We start from the raw sequence: 22,302 nt of genomic DNA on the forward strand, positions 1-22,302 counted from the left end.
CAATGGGGGCATGAGCGACAGCCCAGCCCCCCTCGCCGACCCGCACCTCCTCTTCGACCCCGCGGCCGGCCGCCGGGACATCGTCATCCTCGGGTCCACCGGCTCCATCGGCACCCAGGCCATCGACCTGGCCCTGCGCAACCCCGACCGGTTCCGCGTGACCGCGCTGTCCGCCGCCGGCGGGCGGGTCGCACTGCTGGCCGAGCAGGCCCGCCGGTTGCGGGTCGAGAAGGTCGCCGTCGCCCGCGAGGACGTCGTACCGGCCCTCAAGGAGGCGCTGAACGCCCAGTACGGGGCCGGAGAGCAGCTGCCCGAGATCCTGGCCGGGCCCGACGCCGCGACCGAGCTCGCCGCCTCCGAGTGCCACACCGTCCTCAACGGCATCACCGGCTCCATCGGCCTCGCGCCCACCCTCGCCGCGCTGCGCGCGGGCCGCACGCTGGCCCTCGCCAACAAGGAGTCGCTGATCGTCGGCGGCCCGCTGGTCAAGGCCCTCGCGAAGCCCGGCCAGATCATCCCCGTGGACTCCGAGCACGCGGCCCTCTTCCAGGCCCTCGCCGCCGGCACCCGGGCCGACGTCCGCAAGCTCGTGGTCACCGCCTCCGGCGGTCCCTTCCGCGGCCGCACCCGCGCCGAGCTGGCCGCCGTCACCGTCGAGGACGCCCTGGCACACCCCACGTGGGCGATGGGCCCGGTCATCACCGTCAACTCGGCGACGCTGGTCAACAAGGGGCTGGAGGTCATCGAGGCGCACCTTCTCTACGACATCCCCTTCGACCGCATCGAGGTCGTCGTCCACCCGCAGTCCTACGTCCACTCGATGGTGGAGTTCACGGACGGCTCCACCCTCGCCCAGGCGACCCCGCCGGACATGCGCGGTCCCATCGCGATCGGCCTCGGCTGGCCCCAGCGGATCCCGGACGCCGCCCCCGCCTTCGACTGGACCAAGGCGTCCACCTGGGAGTTCTTCCCGCTGGACACCGAGGCCTTCCCGTCGGTGGGCCTGGCCCGGCACGTCGGGACCCTCGGCGGCACCGCACCGGCTGTGTTCAACGCGGCCAACGAGGAGTGCGTCGAGGCGTTCCTGGCCGGCCGGCTGCCGTTCACAGCAATCATGGATACGGTCTCTGCCGTGGTAGGTGAGCACGGGACGCCGGCGTCGGGAACTTCCCTGACCGTCGAGGACGTCCTTGAAGCAGAGGCCTGGGCCAGGGCCCGGGCGCGGGAGATGGCGGCTCGGGCCGCCGTGGAGGCGCGCGCATGACAGTTCTGATGACGGTGCTCGGGGTCGTGATCTTCGCCTTCGGCCTGCTGGTCTCCATCGCCTGGCACGAGCTGGGGCACCTCTCCACGGCCAAGCTCTTCGGCATCCGCGTACCGCAGTACATGGTCGGCTTCGGCCCGACCGTCTGGTCGCGGAAGAAGGGCGAGACCGAGTACGGGATCAAGGCCATCCCGATGGGTGGCTACATCCGCATGATCGGGATGTTCCCGCCCGGCGAGGACGGCAAGGTGACCGCCCGGTCCACCTCGCCGTTCCGGTCGATGATCGAGGACGCCCGCTCGGCCGCGTACGAGGAGCTCCAGCCCGGCGACGAGAGCAGGCTCTTCTACACGCGCAAGCCGTGGAAGCGCGTGATCGTGATGTTCGCCGGACCGTTCATGAACCTGGTCCTGGCCGTGGCGATCTTCGTCACCACCCTGATGACCTTCGGGCTGAACACGCAGACCACCTCGGTCCAGACGGTCTCGGACTGCGTCATCCAGCAGAGCGAGAAGCGCGACAAGTGCGCCCCCGGCGACCCCGCCGCCCCGGCCAAGGCCGCGGGCCTGAAGGCGGGCGACAAGATCGTCGCCTTCAACGGCCGCCGGGTCGACGACTGGTCCGCGCTGCAGAAGGACATCCGGGCCACCGTCGGCCCCGCGACCATCACGGTGGAGCGGGCCGGTCAGCGCGTGGACCTCAAGGCCACCCTGATCGAGAACAAGGTCGCCAAGACGGACGGCAGCGGCAAGTACGTCAAGGACCAGTACGTCACCGCGGGCTTCCTCGGCTTCACCCCCGCCCCCGGCTACGTCCCGCAGTCCTTCGGCCAGTCCGTCGACCGCATGGGCGAGATGATGGAGGCCGGCGTGCAGTCGCTGGTCCAGCTTCCGTCCAAGGTCCCGGACCTGTGGAACGCGGCCTTCAACGGCGCCGAGCGCAAGCAGGACAGCCCGATGGGCGTCGTCGGCGCGGCCAGGGTCAGCGGGGAGATCTTCACCCTCGACATCCCCGCCCAGCACCAGCTCGTCTTCTTCCTCAACCTGCTGGCCGGCTTCAACCTCTCGCTGTTCCTGTTCAACATGCTCCCGCTGCTCCCGCTGGACGGCGGGCACATCGCGGGCGCCCTGTGGGAGTCGTTCCGCCGCAACCTGGCGCGGATCTTCCGGCGCCCCGACCCGGGCCCGTTCGACGTGGCGAAGCTGATGCCCGTCGCCTACGTGGTGGCCGGCGTGTTCATCTGCTTCACGCTGCTGGTGATGGTCGCCGACGTGGTGAACCCGATCAAGATCACCTAGCGGCCCGGGCCGATACCCCACCGACAGGAGAGCCGGGCACGGATCGTGCCCGGCTCCCTACGTTCGGGTGGCGCACCCCCCTCGGATGCAAGGGGCACGCGGGGATTGCCGTAATCTCGGAGGCTGGAGCCCGCCGAATTCGGGACCTTGATCCACACCTTGGGGTTGCACAGCAGATGACTGCCATCTCTCTCGGAATGCCGGCCGTGCCGACGAAGCTTGCCGACCGCAGGGTCAGCCGCAAGATCCAGGTCGGTTCCGTGGCCGTCGGCGGCGACGCGCCCATCTCGGTGCAGTCGATGACCACGACGCGTACCTCCGACATCGGCGCCACCCTGCAGCAGATCGCCGAGCTGACCGCCTCCGGCTGCGACATCGTCCGTGTCGCCTGCCCGACGCAGGACGACGCCGACGCGCTCGCCGTGATCGCGAAGAAGTCGAACATCCCCGTCATCGCCGACATCCACTTCCAGCCGAAGTACGTGTTCGCCGCGATCGACGCCGGCTGCGCCGCCGTCCGCGTGAACCCCGGCAACATCAAGCAGTTCGACGACAAGGTCAAGGAGATCGCGCGGGCCGCCAAGGACGCGGGCACCCCGATCCGGATCGGCGTCAACGCGGGCTCCCTCGACGCCCGACTGCTGAAGAAGTACGGCAAGGCCACCCCCGAGGCGCTGGTCGAGTCCGCGCTGTGGGAGGCCTCCCTCTTCGAGGAGCACGGCTTCAGCGACATCAAGATCTCGGTCAAGCACAACGACCCGGTCGTCATGGTCAACGCCTACCGGCAGCTGGCCGCCCAGTGCGAGTACCCGCTGCACCTCGGCGTCACCGAGGCCGGCCCCGCCTTCCAGGGCACCATCAAGTCCGCCGTCGCCTTCGGCGCGCTGCTCTCCGAGGGCATCGGCGACACGATCCGCGTCTCCCTGTCGGCCCCGCCGGTGGAGGAGATCAAGGTCGGCATCCAGATCCTGGAGTCGCTGAACCTCAAGCCGCGGCGCCTGGAGATCGTCTCCTGCCCGTCCTGCGGCCGCGCCCAGGTCGATGTCTACAAGCTGGCCGAGGAGGTCACGGCGGGCCTGGAGGGCATGGAGGTCCCGCTGCGCGTCGCGGTCATGGGCTGCGTCGTCAACGGCCCCGGCGAGGCCCGCGAGGCCGACCTCGGCGTCGCCTCCGGCAACGGCAAGGGCCAGATCTTCGTCAAGGGCGAGGTCATCAAGACCGTCCCCGAGTCGAAGATCGTGGAGACCCTCATCGAAGAGGCGATGAAGATCGCCGAGCAGATGGAGAAGGACGGCGTGATGAGCGGCGAGCCCACCGTCGCCATCGGCGTCTGATCCGGGCCCCCCACCCCGCCCTCCAAGCATCGGCCCCGGCCCCGTTACCGCAGCTCGCGGGCGGGGCCGGGGCCTTTTCGTGACCCGCCGGCCGGGCATCCTCCGGCCCCGGCGGGTACAGTGCGGAGATCAGCAGACTTGTACCGTGAGGCCCCCGTGTTGACGCAGACCACCACAAGGGTCCTTGAACCCAGTGATCTCGACGCCGCGCTCGAAGTCCTCGGACGCGAGCCGGTCGAGAACGCCTTCGTCACCTCCCGGGTCCAGGTCGCCGGGCTCGACCCCTGGCGCCTGGGTGGCGAGATGTGGGGCTGGTACGCCGACGGAGAGCTCCGCTCCCTCTGCTACGCGGGCGCCAACCTGGTCCCCGTGTGCGCCGGCCCCGACGCCGTGCGCGCCTTCGCCGACCGGGCCCGCCGCACCGGCCGCCGCTGCTCCTCCATCGTCGGCCCCGCCGAACCCACCCGGCTGCTGTGGAAGCTCCTGGAGCCCAGCTGGGGAGCGGCCCGCGAGGTCCGCTCCCACCAGCCGCTCATGGTCATCGAGCACTCGTCCACGACGGTCGCCCCCGACCCCCGGGTCCGCCGGATCCGCAAGGACGAGATGGACCTGATCATGCCCGCCTGCGTGGCCATGTTCACGGAGGAGGTCGGCATCTCCCCGATGGCCGGCGACGGCGGACTGCTCTACCAGGCCCGCGTCGCCGAGCTCGTCGGCACCGGCCGCTCCTTCGCCCGCGTCGAGGACGGCAAGGTCGTCTTCAAGGCGGAGATCGGCGCCGCCACCGCCAAGGCCTGCCAGATCCAGGGTGTGTGGGTGGCCCCCGAATTCCGCGGCCGCGGCCACTCCGAGGCCGGCATGGCCGCCGTCGTCGACTACGCCCTGCGCGACGTCGCACCCGTGGTCAGCCTGTACGTCAACGACTTCAACACCGCGGCGCGGGCCGCGTACCGACGCGTCGGTTTCCGCGAGGTCGGCGCGTTCATGAGCGTGCTCTTCTGAACGCCCCGGCTCCGAACGGGGCCTGGCATACCGGCACGCGGGTACCGCGCAGTAAGGTCAGCCGCATGCTGCCTTCCGGACTGAGCATCGGCCCCCTCGACCTCGCCGCCCGCGTGGACGAGGCCCTGCGCGTGCAGGCCGTAGCCTTCGGCCTCAGCGAGGAGGAGGTCGGCATCCGGCGCTACATCGTCCAGCGCCACATGACCTGCCCCGGAGCCCGTGCGCTCGGCGCCTTCACCGAGGACGGCGCGCTCACCGGATTCGTCTACGGGATGCCGAACGACCGCCGCCACTGGTGGTCCGGCATCGTCGAGCCCTACCTGCGGGCCGGCGGCCACGAGGCCTGGCTCGACGGCTCCTTCGTCATCACCGAACTGCACGTCCACCCCGGCTTCCAGGGCCACGGCGTCGGCCGCGAGCTGATCACCCGCATCACCGACGCCGCCGCCGAGCCCCGCTCGATCCTCTCCGCCATCGACACCGAGAGCCCCGCCCGGGGCCTCTACCGTGCCCTCGGCTACCAGGACCTCGCCCGCCAGGTCCTCTTCCCGAGCGCGAGCCTCCCGTACGCCGTCATGGGCGCGGAACTGCCGCTGCGCAGGCCCTGAGCCGGGCAAAACCGGTTTCCGGGGCCCGCGTGCGCCCCGGTAGCCTCCGGACATGTCCACACACCACGGCACGCCCCCCGTGCAGCGCATGTCCCGCCTCATGGCCAAGACCCTCCGCGAGGACCCGGCCGACGCCGAGACCCTCAGCCACCGGCTGCTGGTCCGCGCCGGCTACGTCCGGCGCAGCTCGGCCGGCGTGTGGACCTGGCTGCCGCTCGGCAAGCGGGTACTGGACAACGTCTCGCGCGTGGTCCGCGAGGAGATGGACGCGATCGGCGCCCAGGAGGTGCTGCTCCCCGCGCTGCTGCCCAAGGAGCCCTACGAGGTCAGCGGCCGCTGGTCGGAGTACGGGGACCTGCTGTTCCGCCTTCGGGACCGCAAGGGCGCCGACTACCTGCTCGGCCCCACCCACGAGGAGATCTTCACCCTGGTCGTGAAGGACCAGTGCACCTCGTACAAGGACCTGCCGGTCATGCTCTACCAGATCCAGACCAAGTACCGGGACGAGGCGCGGCCCCGCTCCGGCGTGCTGCGCGGACGCGAGTTCCAGATGAAGGACTCGTACTCCTTCGACGTCTCCGACGAGGGCCTGGCGGAGTCCTACCGACTGCACCGCGAGGCGTACATCCGCATCTTCACCCGCCTCGGTCTGGACCACCGGATCGTGTCGGCGGTGTCCGGGGCGATGGGCGGCTCGGCGTCCGAGGAGTTCCTGGCCCCCGCGGCGGCGGGCGAGGACACCTTCGTGGACTGCCCGTCCTGCGGCTACGCGGCGAACACGGAGGCGGTCACCTTCGCCCTGGCGCCGGTCGCCGGGGAGCACCCCGCGCCCGAGGACGTGGACACCCCCGACACCCCGACGATCGAGACCCTGGCCGCCCAGCTGGGCGTGCCGGCCTCGGCGACGCTGAAGAACCTCCTGGTGAAGGTCGACGGCGAGATCGTGGCCGTCGGCGTGCCGGGGGACCGCGAGGTGGACCTCGGCAAGCTGGGCGAGCACCTGGCGCCCGCCGTCGTCGAGCTCGTGACGGCGGAGGACTTCGCCGACCGCCCCGACCTCGTACGCGGCTACGTGGGCCCGCAGGGCCTGGACAAGGTCCGCTACCTCGCCGACCCGCGGGTGGCACCGGGCACGTCGTGGGTCACCGGCGCGAACCGGGTCGACACCCACACCCGGAACGTGGTCTGCGGCCGCGACTTCGAAGTCGACCGGTACCTCGACGTGGTGGTCGTGCAACCCGGCGACCCCTGCCCGAACTGCGGGGCCGGGCTGCGGCTCGACCGGGCCATCGAGATCGGCCACATCTTCCAGCTCGGCCGCAAGTACGCGGACGCGTTCGGCCTCGACGTCCTGGGGAAGGAGGGCAAGCCGGTACGGGTCACCATGGGCTCGTACGGCATCGGCGTTTCCCGGGCGGTGGCGGCGCTGGCCGAGCAGTCGGCGGACGAGCGCGGGCTGTGCTGGCCGACGGAGGTCGCCCCGGCGGACGTCCACGTGGTGGCCGCGGGCAAGGCGGCCCAGCAGGAACTGGCCGCCTCGGCCGCGGAGGCCCTGGCGCGGGCCGGCCTGCGGGTCCTCCTGGACGACCGCGCGGGCCTGTCGCCCGGGGTGAAGCTCACCGACGCGGAGCTGATCGGGGTCCCGTGGATCCTGGTGGCGGGCCGCCGGGCGGCGGAGTCGGTGGTCGAACTCCAGAACCGCCGCACGGGCGAGCGGGAGGAACTCCCCTTGACCGAAGCCCTGTCCCGCCTGACGTAACCCCTCGGGGCGACGCGGGTGCCGGGTGCCGGGTGCCGCTGCGCGGAGCCGTTTCCCCACCCCGCCCCTTCCCGGAACCGGGGCTCCGCCCCCGGACCCCGGTCCTCACACGCCGGACGGGCTGAAGCATCCAGCCCCGCCGGCGTTTGAGGCGCGGGGTCCGGGGCGGAGCCCGGGGAACGGTGGGAGGGCGGGTCGGGGACGGCTCCGCGCAGCGGCTACCCCGGGGCCCCGTCCGCCGCCGAGCGCGGCAGAACCGGCCCGTCACCGCCGTCCGCAGGAGGAGACCCGTTCACGACCCCGGGGCCCGCCCCGGGGTCGGCAGTCGGTGCCGGACCTTCCGGGCCGGGGGCCGGAACCACTGGCTCCAGGCCGGGGGGCGGCTCCGCGTCGGCGGCCGCCGGCTCCGGGTCCGGGGGCGTCGCCGCAGGCGGGGCCGCGCGTTCGAGGAAGCGGAGGAGTTCCACCGGGAACGGGAGCACCAGGGTGGAGTTCTTCTCCGCCGCCACCGCCACCACCGTCTGCAACAGCCGCAACTGCAGCGCCGCCGGCTGGTCCGACATCACCCCCGCCGCCTCGGCGAGCTTGTGCGAGGCCTGGAGCTCCGCGTCCGCGTTGATCACGCGCGCCCGCCGCTCCCGGTCCGCCTCCGCCTGCCGTGCCATCGACCGCTTCATCGTCTCCGGCAGGGACACGTCCTTGATCTCGACCCGGTCGATCTGCACGCCCCAGCCCACCGCCGGACTGTCGATCATCAGCTCCAGGCCCTGGTTCAGCATCTCCCGGTTGGAGAGCAGGTCGTCCAAGTCGGACTTGCCGATGATCGACCGCAGCGAGGTCTGCGCCATCTGCGAGACGGCGAAGCGGTAGTCCTCCACGGCCACGATCGCGTTGGCCGGGTCGACGACCTTGAAGTACACGACCGCGTCCACCCGCACCGTGACGTTGTCCCGTGTGATGCCCTCCTGCGCCGGCACCGGGAGGGTCACGATCTGCATGTTCACCTTCCGCATGCGATCGATCCCGGGAACGATCGCCGCGAAGCCGGGCGGCCGTATCTCGTCGCGCAGCCGGCCGAAGCGGAAGACCACGCCCCGCTCGTACTGCTTCACCACGCGGGCCGCCGCGCCCATGTAGACCACGATGCCCACACCGGCGGCGATCGCCGCCGTCAGCAGCTGTTCGACCATGACGGCCCCCTGCTGTGCATGCCGCAGAACGCATGTCGCCTGACGTGTGTCAGATACCGGACATGCCTACCTATTCACGGTATGCCCTACAACCAGGCCGCGAACTCCAGCAGCTGCTCCGCGTCCCGGTGCCGCCCGGCGGCCAGCGCGCGGTTGCCCGATTCCACCGCCCGGAACAGGGTCCAGCCCCGCAGCCGCTCCCGGTCCACCTCCAGGGCGTCCGCCAGCCGCTGCACCCGCCGGCGGGCACCCGCCGCGCCCGTGGAGGAGGCCACCTGGTCCTCCAGCCGGTCCCGGGCCAGCCGCGCCAGGTCGTACGCCCGCTCGCCGATCAGCGGCTCGGGACCCACCGTCAGCCACGGCGCCCGGTCGCCCGCCAGGACCTTGCCCTGGCGGAAGTTGCCGTGCAGCAGCAGCTCCTCCGAGGGAAGGGCGACGAGCTCCTCGCGCACCGCGAGCGCCGTGTCCGCCAGCGCCCGGACCTCCGGCGGAGCCGCCCGCAGCGCCTCGGACTGCCGCTTCGTGCGCGACGCCACCGACTCGAATCCGTGCCCGGCCGGCGGGGTGACCCACAGCCGGCGCAGCGTGCCGCCGGCCTCCAGCAGTGCCTTCGCCTCGGGCAGCGACCGCAGCGAGACCTCCGCGTGCAGCCGCTCCAGCAGCAGCGCGCCGTCCTCCTCGTGGTACCGCGTGTCGAGCACCCGTACGGCCCCGAAGCCGCCCCAGTGCGCCAGCGCGGCCAGTTCCAGGTCGGGGCGGGCGTACGGGGGCGCCATCTTCAGTGCGGCCGGGGTTCCGTCGGAGTACCGGACGAGGACGACCAGACTGCTGCGGCCGCCCGGGGCCTGCACCCGCTGGGCCTGCAGCCCGCGCCGGGACAGCGCGACGGCGGCGAGCCCGGGCAGTTGCCCCAGCCACGTCGCGTCCTGCTCCGTCCGCGGCATCTCGCCGAGCGCCCTCACAAGCCGCTGCGGCGGTTCGAAAGCCATGCGTGCGTGGTCCCTTTCAGCTTTGCTTGGCTCGATCCGATCGTTCCGGGAGCCCAGGGAAGGCTACGCCGACACCGCGCCAGCGTGCCGCGCGCACGGCCGCGGCGCTCAGCGCGTCGGCCGCCTCGCGGCGCAGCTTGCCCTGTGAGGCGCGCACCAGGTCGGAGTACGCGCCCGCCACCCGGTCCTCGATCTCGGCGGCCAGCCGCTCCGCTTCGGCGGGCGTGCGCACCTCGAAGGGCAGGGCGTACGCGGCCTCCGCCGCCCGCGGCGTGCCGCCCAGCTCCCGCACGGTACGGGCGAGCGAGTCGCGGCGGGCGAGGTGGCCGCCGTAGGCCTCCCGGGCCTGGGTCGCGCGGGCACCGGTGGTGCGCGCGCCGATGACGCCGTAGCCGTACGCCGCCGCGTGCTCGGCGGCGAGGGCGGCCTGGGCGGCCGGCAGGGGGTTCCCCTCGGGGGAGGGACCGTCGCTCACGACGCGGCTCCGGGGTTCGAGGTCAGCAGGTGGACGTGGACGGCTCCGCAGGCGGCCAGCGAGGCGAGCAGCCGCGCCAGCTCCCCGGGGGCTCCGGCGAGGTCGATGATGCGGGCCTCGGACAGCTTGCGCTCCGCGTCCGCGAGGGCGGTCAGGGCCTCGGCGGGCTTCGGCGGCACCGGCTCGGCGCTGCCCGTGGGAGCGGCGGCGCCCACGGCACCGGACGGGGAGGCGGGGCGGGGGGAGCGGGAGCCCGCGGCGGCCGGGGCGAGGGCCGCCGCGTGCGCGGCGACGGCGGCGCGCAGCGGAGCGAGCTGCCCGTCCAGATCGGGGTGGGCCGCGCGGGTGGCGTCGTAACGTTCCAGCAGTCGCTCGCTCTCACGAACGGCCGCTTCCCGCATCCGCCGTTCGAGTGGAATCCGTGCTTCCTCCTCGGGGGAGGGGCCGCCGGAGCACCCGGTGAGCAGCGCGGCGCCCGCCGCACCGGCGGCGCCGGCGAGCAGGCTCCTTCGCGAGGGCCTGAAAGGCAAGGTCCAGGGCACGGGGACGTCCTCGGGGGTGATGGGCGGGGCAGGGTGTGATCACGGTACCCGGGGCCCTGTCCACAGGGCGGACGGCAACACCCTCCGCGACCGGATACCCTTTGACCTGACGCACGACGGAAACCACAACAGCACACGCGGCCGAGGAGTCACCCGGATGAGCACCACCCAGAGCGACAGGCTGCGCGGACTGCTGGAGCCGCTCGTCGCCGCCAAGGGCCTGGACCTCGAGGAGATCGAGATGTCCAAGGCGGGCAAGCGCCGGATGCTGCGGATCATCGTGGACTCCGACGAGGGCGTGGAGCTGGACGCGTGCGCCGAGCTGAGCCGTGAGGTCTCCGACAAGCTCGACGAATCCGACGTGATGGGCGAGGACGAGTACGTCCTCGAAGTGAGCTCCCCGGGCGCGGACCGCCCGCTGACCGAGCACCGTCACTACGTCCGGGCGATCGACCGCCTCGTGAAGTTCCAGCTCGTCGAGGGCGGGGAACTGATCGCCCGCATCCTCGACGTGGACGACGAGGGAATGGACCTGGAGGTCCCGGGCGTGAAGGGCCGCAAGGCGACCGCCCGCCGCATTGCTTTCACCGACATCGCCAAGGCGCGTGTCGAGATCGAGTTCAACCGCAAGGACAAGAAGGAAGAGGAGGCGTAGCCGTGGACATCGACATGAGTGCCCTGCGGGGTCTGGTCCGGGAGAAGGAGATCTCCTTCGACCTGCTCGTCGAGGCGATCGAGTCGGCCCTCCTCATCGCGTACCACCGGACCGAGGGGAGCTTCCGCCGCGCCCGCGTCGTGCTGGACCGCACCAACGGTCACGTGGTCGTGTGGGCGACGGAAGACCCGAGGGACCTCGAAGAGGGGCAGGAGCCGAAGGAGTTCGACGACACTCCGTCGGACTTCGGCCGGATCGCCGCGACGACCGCCAAGCAGGTGATCCTCCAGCGTCTGCGCGACGCCGAGGACGACCTGACCTTCGGCGAGTTCGCCGGCCGCGAGGGCGACGTCATCACCGGCGTCGTGCAGCAGGGCAAGGACCCCAAGAACGTCCTCGTCGACATCGGCAAGCTGGAGGCCATCCTGCCGGTGCAGGAGCAGGTCCCCGGCGAGGAGTACACGCACGGTCTGCGCCTGAAGGCGTACGTCGTGCGCGTGGCGAAGGGCGTCCGCGGTCCGTCCGTGACCCTCTCGCGCACCCACCCCAACCTGGTGAAGAAGCTCTTCTCGCTGGAGGTCCCGGAGATCGCCGACGGCAGCGTCGAGATCTCGGCGATCGCCCGCGAGGCCGGTCACCGCACCAAGATCGCCGTGCGCTCCACCCGCTCGGGCCTGAACCCGAAGGGCGCCTGCATCGGCCCGATGGGCAGCCGCGTGCGCAACGTGATGGCCGAGCTCCACGGCGAGAAGATCGACATCGTCGACTGGTCGGACGACCCGGCGGAGATGGTCGCGAACGCGCTGTCACCCGCCCGGGTGAGCAAGGTCGAGGTCGTCGACTGGGACTCCCGCTCCGCGCGGGTGACCGTGCCCGACTACCAGCTGTCGCTGGCCATCGGCAAGGAGGGCCAGAACGCCCGCCTCGCCGCCCGCCTCACCGGCTGGCGCATCGACATCCGCCCGGACACCGAGCCGGACCGGGACGCGGACCGCGACCGGGACCGTGACCAGGACCGCGACGGGGAATAAACCGGTACCGGCCGGGGCTTCCCGGACGGTAGACAGGGAATAACACGACAACGTCCGTTCGATTTTTCGCCTGAAGGGGTGAGGTCGGTACGGGGAGGTAGACTTAGGCGTGTCTGGCCGGACGCAAGCCCGCGCATGCCCCGAACGCACCTGTGTGGGGTGTCGGGAGCGAGCGGCCAAGAGCGATCTGCTGCGCATCGTGGCGATCGGAGACGAATGCGTCCCCGATCATCGCGGTACGCTGCCCGGCCGGGGTGCCTATGTGCACCCGGTCGTGGTCTGCCTCGACCAGGCGGTTCGCCGCCGCGCGTTCCCCCGGGCCCTCAGGTCCACCGGGGCGCTCGACACGGCGGAGCTGCGCAAAGCCATGGCCGGTGAGGCCGTGGTCACACCGTAAGAAGTAGTACGGCACGGAGCCCCGTGCGGTCAGGTACCTCGCGAGTTGGAAGTAGGTCGAGATTGCGATGAGCACTCGATGAGTACGCGATGAGTACGCCCATGAAGTAGCGACGGTCCGGCGTAACCCGGACCTAAAAGGAGCGAAGTGGCTAAGGTCCGGGTATACGAACTCGCCAAGGAGTTCGGAGTTGAGAGCAAGGTCGTCATGGCCAAGCTCCAGGAACTCGGTGAGTTCGTCCGTTCGGCGTCCTCGACGATCGAGGCGCCGGTTGTGCGCAAGTTGACCGACGCACTGCAGGGCCCCGGCGGCAACGCCGGCAAGTCCGCTGCAAAGCCGGGTGCGCCCCGCAAGGCTGCCCCCGCCAAGCCCGGGGCTCCGACTCCGGGTCCCGCCCGTCCCGCTGCGCCGAAGCCCGGCGCACCGGCCCCCAAGCCGGTCGCGGCGGAGGCTCCGGCCCCCGCGGCGCCCGCACCGGTGACCCCGGCCGCCCCCGGCCCGCGTCCCGGCCCGAAGGCTCCGGCCGCCCCGAAGCCCGCTCCGGCGGCTCCCGTGGCGACCGAGTTCTCCGCGCCTCCGGCGGCCCCGGCCGCCCCGGCGCGCACCGAGCGTCCCGCCGCGGCCCCGGGTCCCCGTCCGACGCAGCAGCGTCCGGCCGCCCCCGGCCAGCCCGGCGCCCGTCCCGGCGCCCCGCGCCCGGCCGGTGCCACGCCCGGCGCCCAGGCTCCCCGCCCCGCGGGCGGCGCCCAGGCCCCGCGCCCCGGTGGCGCCCGTCCGGCCGGTCCCCGTCCGGGCAACAACCCCTTCACCTCCGGCGGCTCGACCGGCATGGCGCGCCCGCAGGCGCCCCGTCCGGCCGGTGCTCCCCGTCCCGGTGCCCCCGGCGCCGGTGGCGGCCAGGGTGCTCCCCGCCCGCAGGGTGGTCCCGGCGGCGCTCCGCGTCCGCAGGGTCCCGGCGGCGCCCGTCCGACCCCGGGCGGCATGCCCCGTCCGCAGGGCGGCGCCCCGCGTCCCGGTGGTGCTCCCGGCGGTAACCGTCCGAACCCGGGCATGATGCCGCAGCGTCCCGCTGCCGGTGGTCCCGGTCCCCGTCCCGGTGGCGGCCCCGGTGGCCGTGGTCCCGGTGCCGGTGGCCCGCGTCCCGGTGGCGCCGGTCGTCCCGGTGGCGGCGGCTTCGCCGGCCGTCCGGCCGGTCCGGGCTCGCGTCCCGCGGGTGGCGGCTTCGGCGGTCCCCGTCCGGGTGGCGGCGGCTTCGGCGGCGGTCCGGCCGGTGCCGGTGGCGGCGGTCGTCCCGGCTTCGGTGGTCGTCCCGGTGGTCCCGGTGCCCGTGGTGGCACGCAGGGCGCCTTCGGTCGTCCCGGTGGTCCGGCCCGTCGTGGTCGCAAGTCCAAGCGCCAGCGTCGCCAGGAGTACGAGGCCATGCAGGCCCCGTCGGTCGGCGGCGTGATGCTGCCGCGCGGTGGCGGCGAGACCGTGCGCCTGTCGCGCGGTGCCTCCCTCACCGACTTCGCGGAGAAGATCAACGCCAACCCGGCGTCGCTCGTCGCCGTGATGATGAACCTCGGCGAGATGGTCACGGCCACGCAGTCCGTGTCCGACGAGACCCTCCAGCTCCTCGCCGACGAGATGAACTACGTCGTTCAGATCGTCAGCCCGGAGGAAGAGGACCGCGAGCTCCTCGAGGGCTTCGACATCGAGTTCGGCGAGGACGAGGGCGGCGAGGAATTCCTCATGCCGCGTCCGCCGGTCGTCACCGTCATGGGTCACGTCGACCACGGTAAGACCCGCCTCCTCGACGCCATCCGCAAGACGAACGTCGTCGCGGGCGAGGCCGGCGGCATCACCCAGGGCATCGGCGCCTACCAGGTGGGCACCGAGGTCAACGGTGAAGACCGCAAGATCACCTTCATCGACACCCCGGGTCACGAGGCGTTCACCGCCATGCGTGCCCGTGGTGCGAAGTCGACCGACATCGCGATCCTCGTGGTCGCGGCCAACGACGGCGTCATGCCGCAGACGATCGAGGCGCTGAACCACGCCAAGGCCGCCGGCGTCCCGATCGTCGTCGCGGTCAACAAGATCGACGTCGAGGGTGCCGACCCGGTCAAGGTGCGCGGTCAGCTCACCGAGTTCGGCCTGGTCGCCGAGGAGTACGGCGGCGACACGATGTTCGTCGACATCTCCGCCAAGCAGGGTCTGCACATCGACTCCCTGCTGGAGGCCGTCGTCCTCACCGCCGACGCCTCGCTCGACCTGCGCGCCAACCCGGAGCAGGACGCTCAGGGTATTGCGATCGAGTCCCACCTCGACCGTGGCCGCGGTGCCGTCGCCACCGTCCTCGTCCAGCGCGGTACCCTCCGCGTCGGCGACACGATGGTCGTGGGCGACGCCTACGGCCGCGTGCGCGCCATGCTCGACGACAAGGGCAACAACATCGAGGAAGCGGGTCCCGCGACCCCCGTCCTGGTCCTGGGTCTCACCAACGTCCCCGGCGCCGGCGACAACTTCCTCGTCGTCGACGAGGACCGCACCGCCCGTCAGATCGCCGAGAAGCGTGCTGCGCGCGAGCGCAACGCCAACTTCGCCAAGCGCGTCCGCCGGGTGTCCCTGGAAGACCTCGACTCGGTCCTCAAGGCCGGTCTGGTCCAGGAACTCAACCTCATCATCAAGGGCGACTCGTCCGGTGCGGTCGAGGCCCTCGAGTCCTCGCTGCTCCAGCTCGACGTCGGCGAAGAGGTCGACATCCGCGTCCTGCACCGCGGTGTGGGTGCGGTCACCGAGTCGGACATCTCGCTGGCGATGGGCTCCGACGCCATCGTCATCGGTTACAACGTCCGTGCCGTCGGTCGTGCCGCGCAGATGGCGGACCGCGAGGGCGTCGACGTCCGCTACTACTCGGTGATCTACCAGGCCATCGAGGAGATCGAGGCGGCCCTGAAGGGTCTCCTCAAGCCCGAGTACGAAGAGGTCGAGCTCGGTACGGCGGAGGTCCGCGAGGTCTTCCGTTCGTCCAAGCTGGGCAACATCGCCGGTGTCCTCATCCGGTCGGGCGAGGTCAAGCGCAACACCAAGGCGCGGCTCCTGCGCGATGGCAAGGTCATCGCGGAGAACCTCACCATCTCCGGTCTGCGCCGCTTCAAGGACGACGTCACCGAGATTCGCGAAGGCTTCGAGGGCGGTATCAACCTCGGCAGCTACAACGACATCAAGATCGACGACGTCATCGCGACGTACGAGATGCGCGAGAAGCCCCGCGCGTAAGCGCCAGGCGGTTTGACACCGGGGCCGGTCGACGGAATATCCGTCGATCGGCCCCGGCCGTTGCGTGTACGGTTCTGGTGACCCTGCCGAGCGACGGCCGGCAGGCCACCGAACCCGCACCGGCGGGATATCCGGAACTGCATGTACGTGGGGACTCTGTCCTTCGATCTGCTCCTCGGCGACGTCCACTCGCTCAAGGAGAAACGCTCCGTGGTCCGGCCCATCGTGGCCGAGCTCCAACGAAAGTTCTCCGTGAGCGCGGCCGAAGTGGGCGATCAGGACCTGCACCGCAGGGCCCGTATAGGGGTCGCTCTGGTGAGTGGGGACGCGGGGTTCCTCTCGGACGTACTGGACCGCTGCGAGCGGCTGGTCGCGGCGCGTCCGGAAGTGGAGCTGCTGTCCGTACGACGGCGCCTCCACGGTGATGAAGACTGATAGCAAGACATAAGAAGGAGACGGACCAGTGGCCGACAATGCGCGGGCGAAGAAGCTGGCGGACCTCATCCGGGAGGTGGTGGCCGAGAAGCTGCAGCGCGGCGTCAAGGACCCCCGCCTCGGTACGCACGTGACCATCACGGACACCCGGGTCACCGGCGATCTGCGGGAGGCCACGGTCTTCTACACGGTCTACGGCGACGACGAGGACCGGGCCAGCGCGGCAGCGGGCCTGGAGAGCGCCAAGGGCGTACTGCGCTCCGCGGTCGGTCGGGCGGCGGGCACCAAGTTCACGCCCACCCTGACCTTCGTCGCGGACGCCCTCCCGGAGACCGCCAAGACCATCGAGGACCTCCTCGACAAGGCGCGCGCCTCCGACGCCCAGGTGCGCGAGGTCTCCTCCGGCGCCCAGTACGCCGGCGACGCCGACCCGTACAAGAAGCCGGGCGACGACGAGGACGCAGCCGCCGAATGAGCAACGCAGGGAAGACGCCGGACGGCCTTGTCATCGTCGACAAGCCGTCCGGCTTCACTTCGCACGACGTGGTCGCCAAGATGCGCGGGATGGCCAAGACCCGCCGCGTCGGCCACGCAGGCACACTGGACCCGATGGCGACGGGCGTCCTCGTCCTCGGTGTCGAGAAGGCCACCAAGCTCCTCGGCCACCTCGCGCTCACCGAGAAGGAGTACCTCGGGACGATCCGTCTGGGCCAGAACACCCTGACGGACGACGCCGAGGGCGAGATCACCTCCTCCGCGGACGCCTCCGGGGTCACCCGGGACGGCGTGGACGCGGGCATCGCCAAGCTCACCGGCGAGATCATGCAGGTCCCGTCCAAGGTCAGCGCCATCAAGATCAAGGGCGTGCGGTCCTACAAGCGGGCCCGCGACGGCGAGGACTTCGAGATCCCGGCCCGACCGGTCACGATCTCCTCCTTCCAGGTGTACGACATGCGCGAGGCCGAGGCCGAGGACGGCACCAAGGTCGTCGACCTCGTCGTCTCCGTCGTCTGCTCCAGCGGTACGTACATCCGTGCCCTGGCCCGGGACCTCGGCGCCGACCTCGGCGTCGGCGGCCACCTGACCGCGCTGCGGCGCACCCGCGTCGGCCCGTACAAGCTCGACCGGGCGCGGACGCTGGACCAGCTCCAGGAGGAGCTGACCGTCATGCCGATCGGCGAGGCCGCCGCCGCGGCCTTCCCGCGCTGGGACCTGGACGCCCGGCGCGCCTCGCTGCTCGCCAACGGCGTGCGGATCGAGATGCCGGACGCCTACGCGGCCGGCCAGACCGTCGCGGTCTTCGGACCGGAGGGAACGCTGCTCGGGCTCGTGGAGAGCAAGGGCGGCAAGGCCAAGTCCCTCGCGGTCTTCGTCTGACGCTTCGTCTGACGTGGAGCGGTGAGCGCCGATCATCCGACGCTCACCGCTCCACGACCCCCCTCGGGTAGGTCTCTATCCACCCGGACCCCGCTATTCACCCGTCCGAGCAGGCGCTCGGAGTGAATGGAGGGAGCGTAAGGGGGCGCTTTCGCCTCGCGTGCTTTTCGTGCTGATCTTCACCTGCCTACCGTTCGTGACAAAGGGCAGTTGCGGGGGAGTGGTGCGGCCATGGCGGAGCTCGTCACGATCTGTGATCCGGCCGGGCAGCCGCGCGGCAGCGGGTTCGTCGCCGACGACCGCGGCACGGTGGTCACCAGCCACGAGGCCGTCGACGGGCTGACCAGGGTGCTCCTGCACGGACCGGCCGGGTGGAGCTGCCTGGCCGACGTCACGGCCCTGCCGCGGGCCGACGTGGCGCTCGTACGGGCGGACGGGCTCCCCGTACGGCCCCTGCCGGTGACGATCCGCGAGGCGATCCCGCAGGGCACGTACGTACGGGTGCCCGCGCGAGGCTGGCGCCAGGCACGGGTGCTGGGGGCGGACGCCCTGAGCGTGGACCTGGCGATCGGCACCGACGGGCGGGACGCCCTGCGCATGGGCGGGGAGGCCTGTGGGGGGCCCGTCATCGACGCCGAGACCGGAGCGGTGCTGGCGGTCCTGGCGGGCGGCGGCGCGGTGCCGCTGCGCGCGGCGGCCGCGGCCGACCCCACCCTGGCCGAGCTGCTGGACCGCAACGCGGCGACGGTACCGGCGTACGGCGCGGACCTGAACCTGGCCGGAGCCCTGGAACTGACGGGCACCACCCTGGGCTGCGCCCTCCCGCTCGAAGAGACCGTCGACCGACCGGCCGTCGCGGCCGACCTGGACGCCTTCACGACGGCCGACGCACCGGTCCTGGCCCTGATCGGACACCCGGGCACGGGCCGCACCACGGCCCTGGCCGCCCTCGCGGCGCGCCGCTCCCGAGGCCCCCACCCGTCCCCGACCCTCTGGCTCCGCGGCGCGGACCTCCACGCCCAGGACCCCGACCTGTCCACGGCCGTCACGCGTGCGCTGGAGGCCGCGGCCCGCATCATCACGACGCCCGGCGGAACCCCGGAGGTGGCCCGGGCAGCGCACCCGAGCGGCCCCGGCGGGGCTCCGGGAACAGCCCGGGCGGCGCAGACCGGCGGCCTTGGCAGGGCCCCCGAGCCTGCCCGGGCGGCGCAGCCACCCGGCATCGCCGAGGACGTGGCGCGCGCCGCCGCGGCCGCGGGACGGGGGCTGCTCGTCGTGCTCGACGCGCCCGAGGAGATGCCGCCCGAACTCACGCACCGCCTCGCCCCCTGGACCGAGGCGACCGCCGCCTGGCTCCGGGGCACCGGCACCCGCCTCGTGGTGGCGGCGCGGCCCGAGTACTGGGAGCGGGCCGGCGCGCTCTACCCGCCCGAGGTACTGCACACGCCCGCCCGCCCGGCCCGCCGCCTGCCGGCCGCACTCCCGCTCGGCGACCTCACCCCCGCCGAGGCCGAGGCCGCCCGGGCCCGTCTCGGCCTCCCGGCCGAAGCGGTCCGGGAGGCCGATGCCCGCCACCCGCTCACCCTGCGCCTCCTCGCCGGCGTCCGCGCCGCCGAGGTGACCGCCGGGCGACCCGGCCGCGACGAGGTCTTCGCCGCCCACCTGGACCTGGTGGCCCTGCGGGCGGCCGTCCGGATCGCCGCCGCGGCCGGTGGGCCGCCCGGCCGCGACGGCGGAGTCCACGGCCCCGGGGTCAGGCGGCTCGCGGCCCGCGTGGCCGGCCGGGTGCACGAGGCCGCCCGCCGCTGCCTGGGGCCCGGGCAGGGACAGCTGGACCGGGCCTCGTTCGAGGAGCTGTTCCCGTGGCGCACCGGCTGGGCCTCCGCCGTGCTCACCGAGGGACTGCTGGTGCCCGCCGGGCCCGGGTACCGGTTCGCCCACGAGGAGCTGTCGGACTGGCTCCAGGCCTGCCACCTGGACGTCCCGGCGGCCGTCCGCTCGCTCGTCCACGCCCCCTCCGCATCCGGCCCGCCCGTGCCCCGGCACCGCATCGGCCCCGTCCTGGAGGCCCTGCGCAAGCTTCCCCCGGACGGTCTCCGCACCGAGCTCACCCGCCTGGTCCAAGCCCTGAACACCTTCGCGGAGACGTCGCCGAACGGAACCGACCCCGCCTGGTGGGCGGCCCGGCTGCTCCGGGAGACCCTCCTGACCGCCGCCGACGCCCACCCGTACCTCCCCGTCCTGCACGCCCTCGCCGAGCACGTCGCCCGCACCGGGCCCGGCGAGTTCGGCGGGTGGTTCTGGAACCGGCTGCGGCTGCCCGAGCCCGAGCGGCTCGACCTGCTGCGCCGCCTGCTGCCCGCAGACCCCGCCGAGGCGGTCCCCGGCGACCGCTACCTCGACGCCGCCGCCCGCCGCCTCGCCCGCGACCCCCAGACCGTGCAGCCGCTGCTCTGCGCCTGGTTCGGCGACGGCCGCCGCCTGCGCGGCCGCCCCGGCGCCACCGTCGCCGGCGCGGCGCAGGCCCTGCTGCACACCCACCGCCGGCTCGCCGTCGACGACCTGACCGAGCAGCTCGTCGCCGCCGCGCACCCCCGTGCCGACGAGCTCCTCGCCGTGCTCGCCGAGGAGGAGCCCTCCGCCATGTGCCGGGCCGTGGACCGCTGGGCCCACGACGAACGGCCCGGGCGCCGGGTCGCGGCCGCCGCGTACGGGCTCGCCACCGCCCCCCACGTCCGCACCCCCGCCGACCGCGAGCTGCTGCGCTACGCCGCCCAGGCGCTGCTCGCCCGCCCGGCCGACGCCGCCCTGCACGGCAGCGCGCTGGCCACCCTGCTCCGCGATCCGCAGACCCGCGGCCGCTACCTGCCCGACGCCCTCGCCTGCTTCCGGGACCCGGAGCACGGCACCCGGCTGCCCGCCTCCGCGCTGGTCGCGGCCCTTCCGGTGCTGCCCGACCCGGACGCGGTGTTCGCCGCCCTGCGGGCCCGCGCCGACGGGGAGGTGGTGCGGGCCCTGGCCGCGCTGACCACGCCGGGGCTGGCCCGCCGCGCCGCCGAGCTCGTACGGGAGCACCTGGCGCGCCGCCCCGAGGACGCACCGCACGCCGCCGCCTTCGTGGGCCTGCGCCTGGAACAGGGCCCGACCGCCGGACCCGTCGTCCGCCCGCTGGTGCTGGACCTGCTGCGCGGCTCGCCGGCCGGGGTGCGGTGCGAGCTGGCCGCCGTACTGGCCGCGCCGGGTGGGGAGGAGCCCGCGTACGCGCTGCGGCGCGAGCTGGCCGACGTACTGCTGCGCGAGGAGACCGACCCGCTGGTGCTCGACGCCTTCCTCGGCTCCCTCGCGGCGGGGGCCGCCACCCGCCCGGAGGACCGTACGCGGGAGTTGCTGCGCCGGACCGGGCGGCAGCTGCTGCGGGCCCCCGGCGGGGCGGCGGTCTTCGAGCGGCGGACGGTGGAGCTGGCCCGGACCGCACCGGCGTTCGGGGCGCTCGTCGCCCGCTGGCTGGCGGAGGCGCGAGCCGAGGCGGCGGCCCTGCTGGGGCCGAGCGCGCGGCGGACGGTGGAGACACTCAGCCGGGCCGCGCAGGATGTGACGTGACGATCTGACACGGCAGTTGTCGCACTCAGACGCCGATGCTCGGCACCGGGCGACGGCATGGCAGTCTTAGACCTGTAATCGGCATTCAAATACAAGGCCTAAACGGGTTCGGGCGAGGAGCGGTCACAGTGCAGCGCTGGCGTGGCTTGGAGGACATCCCCCAGGACTGGGGACGCAGCGTCGTCACCATCGGCTCCTACGACGGCGTGCACCGAGGTCATCAGCTGATCATCGGACAGGCCGTGGCGAAGGCGCGCGAGCTCGGCGTCCCGTCGGTCGTGGTCACCTTCGACCCGCACCCGAGCGAGGTCGTCCGCCCCGGCAGCCACCCGCCGATCCTGGCCCCCTACGACCGGCGCGCCGAACTGATGGCGGGGCTGGGCGTCGACGCGCTGCTGATCCTGCCGTTCACGGCGGAGTTCTCGCAGCTGTCCCCGGCCGACTTCATCGTGAAGGTGCTCGTCGACAAGCTGCACGCCCGGGCCGTGATCGAGGGACCGAACTTCCGCTTCGGCCACCGGGCCGCCGGGAACGTCGACTTCCTGCGCGAGCTGGGCTCCACCTACGACTACACGGTCGAGGTCGTGGACCTGGTCGAGCGGGGCGAGGCGGGCGGCGGCGTGCCGTTCTCCTCGACGCTGGCGCGCAGGCTCGTCGCCGAGGGCGACATGGACGGTGCGGCCGAGATCCTGGGCCGCCCGCACCGGGTCGAGGGCGTGGTGGTGCGCGGTGCGCAGCGCGGACGCGAGCTCGGCTACCCGACGGCGAACGTCGAGACGGCACCGCACACCGCGATCCCGGCGGACGGGGTGTACGCGGGCTGGCTGACGGCGGCCGGCGAGCGGATGCCCGCGGCGATCTCGGTGGGGACGAACGTGCAGTTCGACGCGACCGAGCGGACCGTGGAGGCGTACGCGATCGACCGGATCGGCCTGGACCTGTACGGGATGCACGTGGCGGTGGACTTCCTCGCGTACGTGCGCGGGATGGCGAAGTTCGAGTCGCTCGACGGGCTGCTGGAGGCGATCGCGGACGACGTGAAGCGGGCGCGGGTGCTGACGGACGCGTACGACCTGACGCGCTGA

General features: G+C 72.9%; 19 protein-coding genes. 15 read left to right on the forward strand and 4 right to left on the reverse strand.

The window, feature by feature from the left end:
• Nucleotides 1–10: 10 nt before the first annotated feature.
• The 6 genes from dxr to ACFYZL_RS23120 all read left to right on the forward strand — a co-directional run bounded on the left by dxr (nucleotide 11) and on the right by ACFYZL_RS23120 (nucleotide 7,265).
• Nucleotides 11–1,264 carry a 1-deoxy-D-xylulose-5-phosphate reductoisomerase gene (gene dxr, locus ACFYZL_RS23095; protein ID WP_384746462.1) on the forward strand — a complete coding sequence of 418 codons (1,254 nt, stop codon included), beginning with the start codon at nucleotides 11–13 and terminating at the stop codon, nucleotides 1,262–1,264.
• The gene (locus tag ACFYZL_RS23100; RefSeq protein ID WP_384746463.1) at nucleotides 1,261–2,562 is read left to right on the forward strand and encodes a M50 family metallopeptidase; all 1,302 of its coding nucleotides are present in this window, start codon (nucleotides 1,261–1,263) and stop codon (nucleotides 2,560–2,562) included. The genes dxr and ACFYZL_RS23100 overlap by 4 nt, the downstream gene beginning before the upstream one ends.
• 176 nt (nucleotides 2,563–2,738) lie before the next feature.
• The gene (gene ispG / locus ACFYZL_RS23105) at nucleotides 2,739–3,896 is read left to right on the forward strand and encodes a flavodoxin-dependent (E)-4-hydroxy-3-methylbut-2-enyl-diphosphate synthase (protein ID WP_384579979.1); all 1,158 of its coding nucleotides are present in this window, start codon (nucleotides 2,739–2,741) and stop codon (nucleotides 3,894–3,896) included.
• 159 nt (nucleotides 3,897–4,055) lie between these two features.
• Nucleotides 4,056–4,898 carry a GNAT family N-acetyltransferase gene (locus tag ACFYZL_RS23110; protein WP_384746468.1) on the forward strand — a complete coding sequence of 281 codons (843 nt, stop codon included), beginning with the start codon at nucleotides 4,056–4,058 and terminating at the stop codon, nucleotides 4,896–4,898.
• Nucleotides 4,899–4,963: 65 nt separating this feature from the next.
• Nucleotides 4,964–5,506 (forward strand): GNAT family N-acetyltransferase, encoded by a 543-nt coding sequence (locus tag ACFYZL_RS23115; RefSeq protein ID WP_384746464.1) that lies wholly within the window; start codon nucleotides 4,964–4,966, stop codon nucleotides 5,504–5,506.
• A gap of 52 nt (nucleotides 5,507–5,558) precedes the next feature.
• Nucleotides 5,559–7,265, forward strand: a complete 1,707-nt coding sequence (locus tag ACFYZL_RS23120; protein WP_388681325.1) for a proline--tRNA ligase — start codon at nucleotides 5,559–5,561, stop codon at nucleotides 7,263–7,265.
• A 218-nt stretch (nucleotides 7,266–7,483) separates the two neighbouring features.
• Here ACFYZL_RS23120 and ACFYZL_RS23125 read toward each other — a convergent pair whose 3' ends face one another.
• The 4 genes from ACFYZL_RS23125 to ACFYZL_RS23140 all read right to left on the reverse strand — a co-directional run bounded on the left by ACFYZL_RS23125 (nucleotide 7,484) and on the right by ACFYZL_RS23140 (nucleotide 10,461).
• Complete coding sequence (locus ACFYZL_RS23125) at nucleotides 7,484–8,455, reverse strand: slipin family protein (protein ID WP_388681328.1); 972 nt, start codon at nucleotides 8,453–8,455, stop codon at nucleotides 7,484–7,486.
• An 86-nt stretch (nucleotides 8,456–8,541) separates the two neighbouring features.
• Nucleotides 8,542–9,444 carry an aminoglycoside phosphotransferase family protein gene (locus ACFYZL_RS23130; protein ID WP_384758469.1) on the reverse strand — a complete coding sequence of 301 codons (903 nt, stop codon included), beginning with the start codon at nucleotides 9,442–9,444 and terminating at the stop codon, nucleotides 8,542–8,544.
• A gap of 16 nt (nucleotides 9,445–9,460) precedes the next feature.
• On the reverse strand, nucleotides 9,461–9,919 hold the full coding sequence (locus ACFYZL_RS23135; protein ID WP_388681331.1) for a ferritin-like domain-containing protein: 459 nt from the start codon (nucleotides 9,917–9,919) through the stop codon (nucleotides 9,461–9,463).
• On the reverse strand, nucleotides 9,916–10,461 hold the full coding sequence (locus ACFYZL_RS23140) for a hypothetical protein (protein WP_384758475.1): 546 nt from the start codon (nucleotides 10,459–10,461) through the stop codon (nucleotides 9,916–9,918). The genes ACFYZL_RS23135 and ACFYZL_RS23140 overlap by 4 nt, the downstream gene beginning before the upstream one ends.
• 157 nt (nucleotides 10,462–10,618) lie before the next feature.
• Between ACFYZL_RS23140 and rimP the strand changes: the two genes are divergently transcribed.
• The 9 genes from rimP (at nucleotide 10,619) to ACFYZL_RS23185 (ending at nucleotide 22,302) form a co-directional block, all read left to right on the forward strand.
• On the forward strand, nucleotides 10,619–11,116 hold the full coding sequence (rimP, locus tag ACFYZL_RS23145; protein WP_384758478.1) for a ribosome maturation factor RimP: 498 nt from the start codon (nucleotides 10,619–10,621) through the stop codon (nucleotides 11,114–11,116).
• A gap of 2 nt (nucleotides 11,117–11,118) precedes the next feature.
• Nucleotides 11,119–12,147: a transcription termination factor NusA gene (gene nusA / locus ACFYZL_RS23150; RefSeq protein ID WP_384758481.1), complete on the forward strand. Its 1,029-nt coding sequence runs from the start codon at nucleotides 11,119–11,121 to the stop codon at nucleotides 12,145–12,147.
• 109 nt (nucleotides 12,148–12,256) lie between these two features.
• Complete coding sequence (locus tag ACFYZL_RS23155; protein WP_384758485.1) at nucleotides 12,257–12,544, forward strand: YlxR family protein; 288 nt, start codon at nucleotides 12,257–12,259, stop codon at nucleotides 12,542–12,544.
• A gap of 147 nt (nucleotides 12,545–12,691) precedes the next feature.
• Nucleotides 12,692–15,805 (forward strand): translation initiation factor IF-2, encoded by a 3,114-nt coding sequence (gene infB / locus ACFYZL_RS23160; protein ID WP_388681336.1) that lies wholly within the window; start codon nucleotides 12,692–12,694, stop codon nucleotides 15,803–15,805.
• Between the two features lie 141 nt (nucleotides 15,806–15,946).
• Nucleotides 15,947–16,240 (forward strand): DUF503 domain-containing protein, encoded by a 294-nt coding sequence (locus ACFYZL_RS23165; protein WP_030651158.1) that lies wholly within the window; start codon nucleotides 15,947–15,949, stop codon nucleotides 16,238–16,240.
• 28 nt (nucleotides 16,241–16,268) lie between these two features.
• Nucleotides 16,269–16,715, forward strand: coding sequence for a 30S ribosome-binding factor RbfA (rbfA, locus tag ACFYZL_RS23170; RefSeq protein ID WP_384748910.1), 447 nt, complete (start codon nucleotides 16,269–16,271; stop codon nucleotides 16,713–16,715).
• Complete coding sequence (gene truB, locus ACFYZL_RS23175; protein WP_384748907.1) at nucleotides 16,712–17,617, forward strand: tRNA pseudouridine(55) synthase TruB; 906 nt, start codon at nucleotides 16,712–16,714, stop codon at nucleotides 17,615–17,617. Before rbfA ends, truB begins: the two co-directional genes overlap by 4 nt.
• A gap of 231 nt (nucleotides 17,618–17,848) precedes the next feature.
• On the forward strand, nucleotides 17,849–21,217 hold the full coding sequence (locus tag ACFYZL_RS23180; protein ID WP_388681340.1) for a trypsin-like peptidase domain-containing protein: 3,369 nt from the start codon (nucleotides 17,849–17,851) through the stop codon (nucleotides 21,215–21,217).
• 128 nt (nucleotides 21,218–21,345) lie between these two features.
• Nucleotides 21,346–22,302 carry a bifunctional riboflavin kinase/FAD synthetase gene (locus ACFYZL_RS23185; RefSeq protein ID WP_384748902.1) on the forward strand — a complete coding sequence of 319 codons (957 nt, stop codon included), beginning with the start codon at nucleotides 21,346–21,348 and terminating at the stop codon, nucleotides 22,300–22,302.

This window comes from Streptomyces sp. NPDC001717 (assembly GCF_042892775.1).
Classification (GTDB): domain Bacteria; phylum Actinomycetota; class Actinomycetes; order Streptomycetales; family Streptomycetaceae; genus Streptomyces.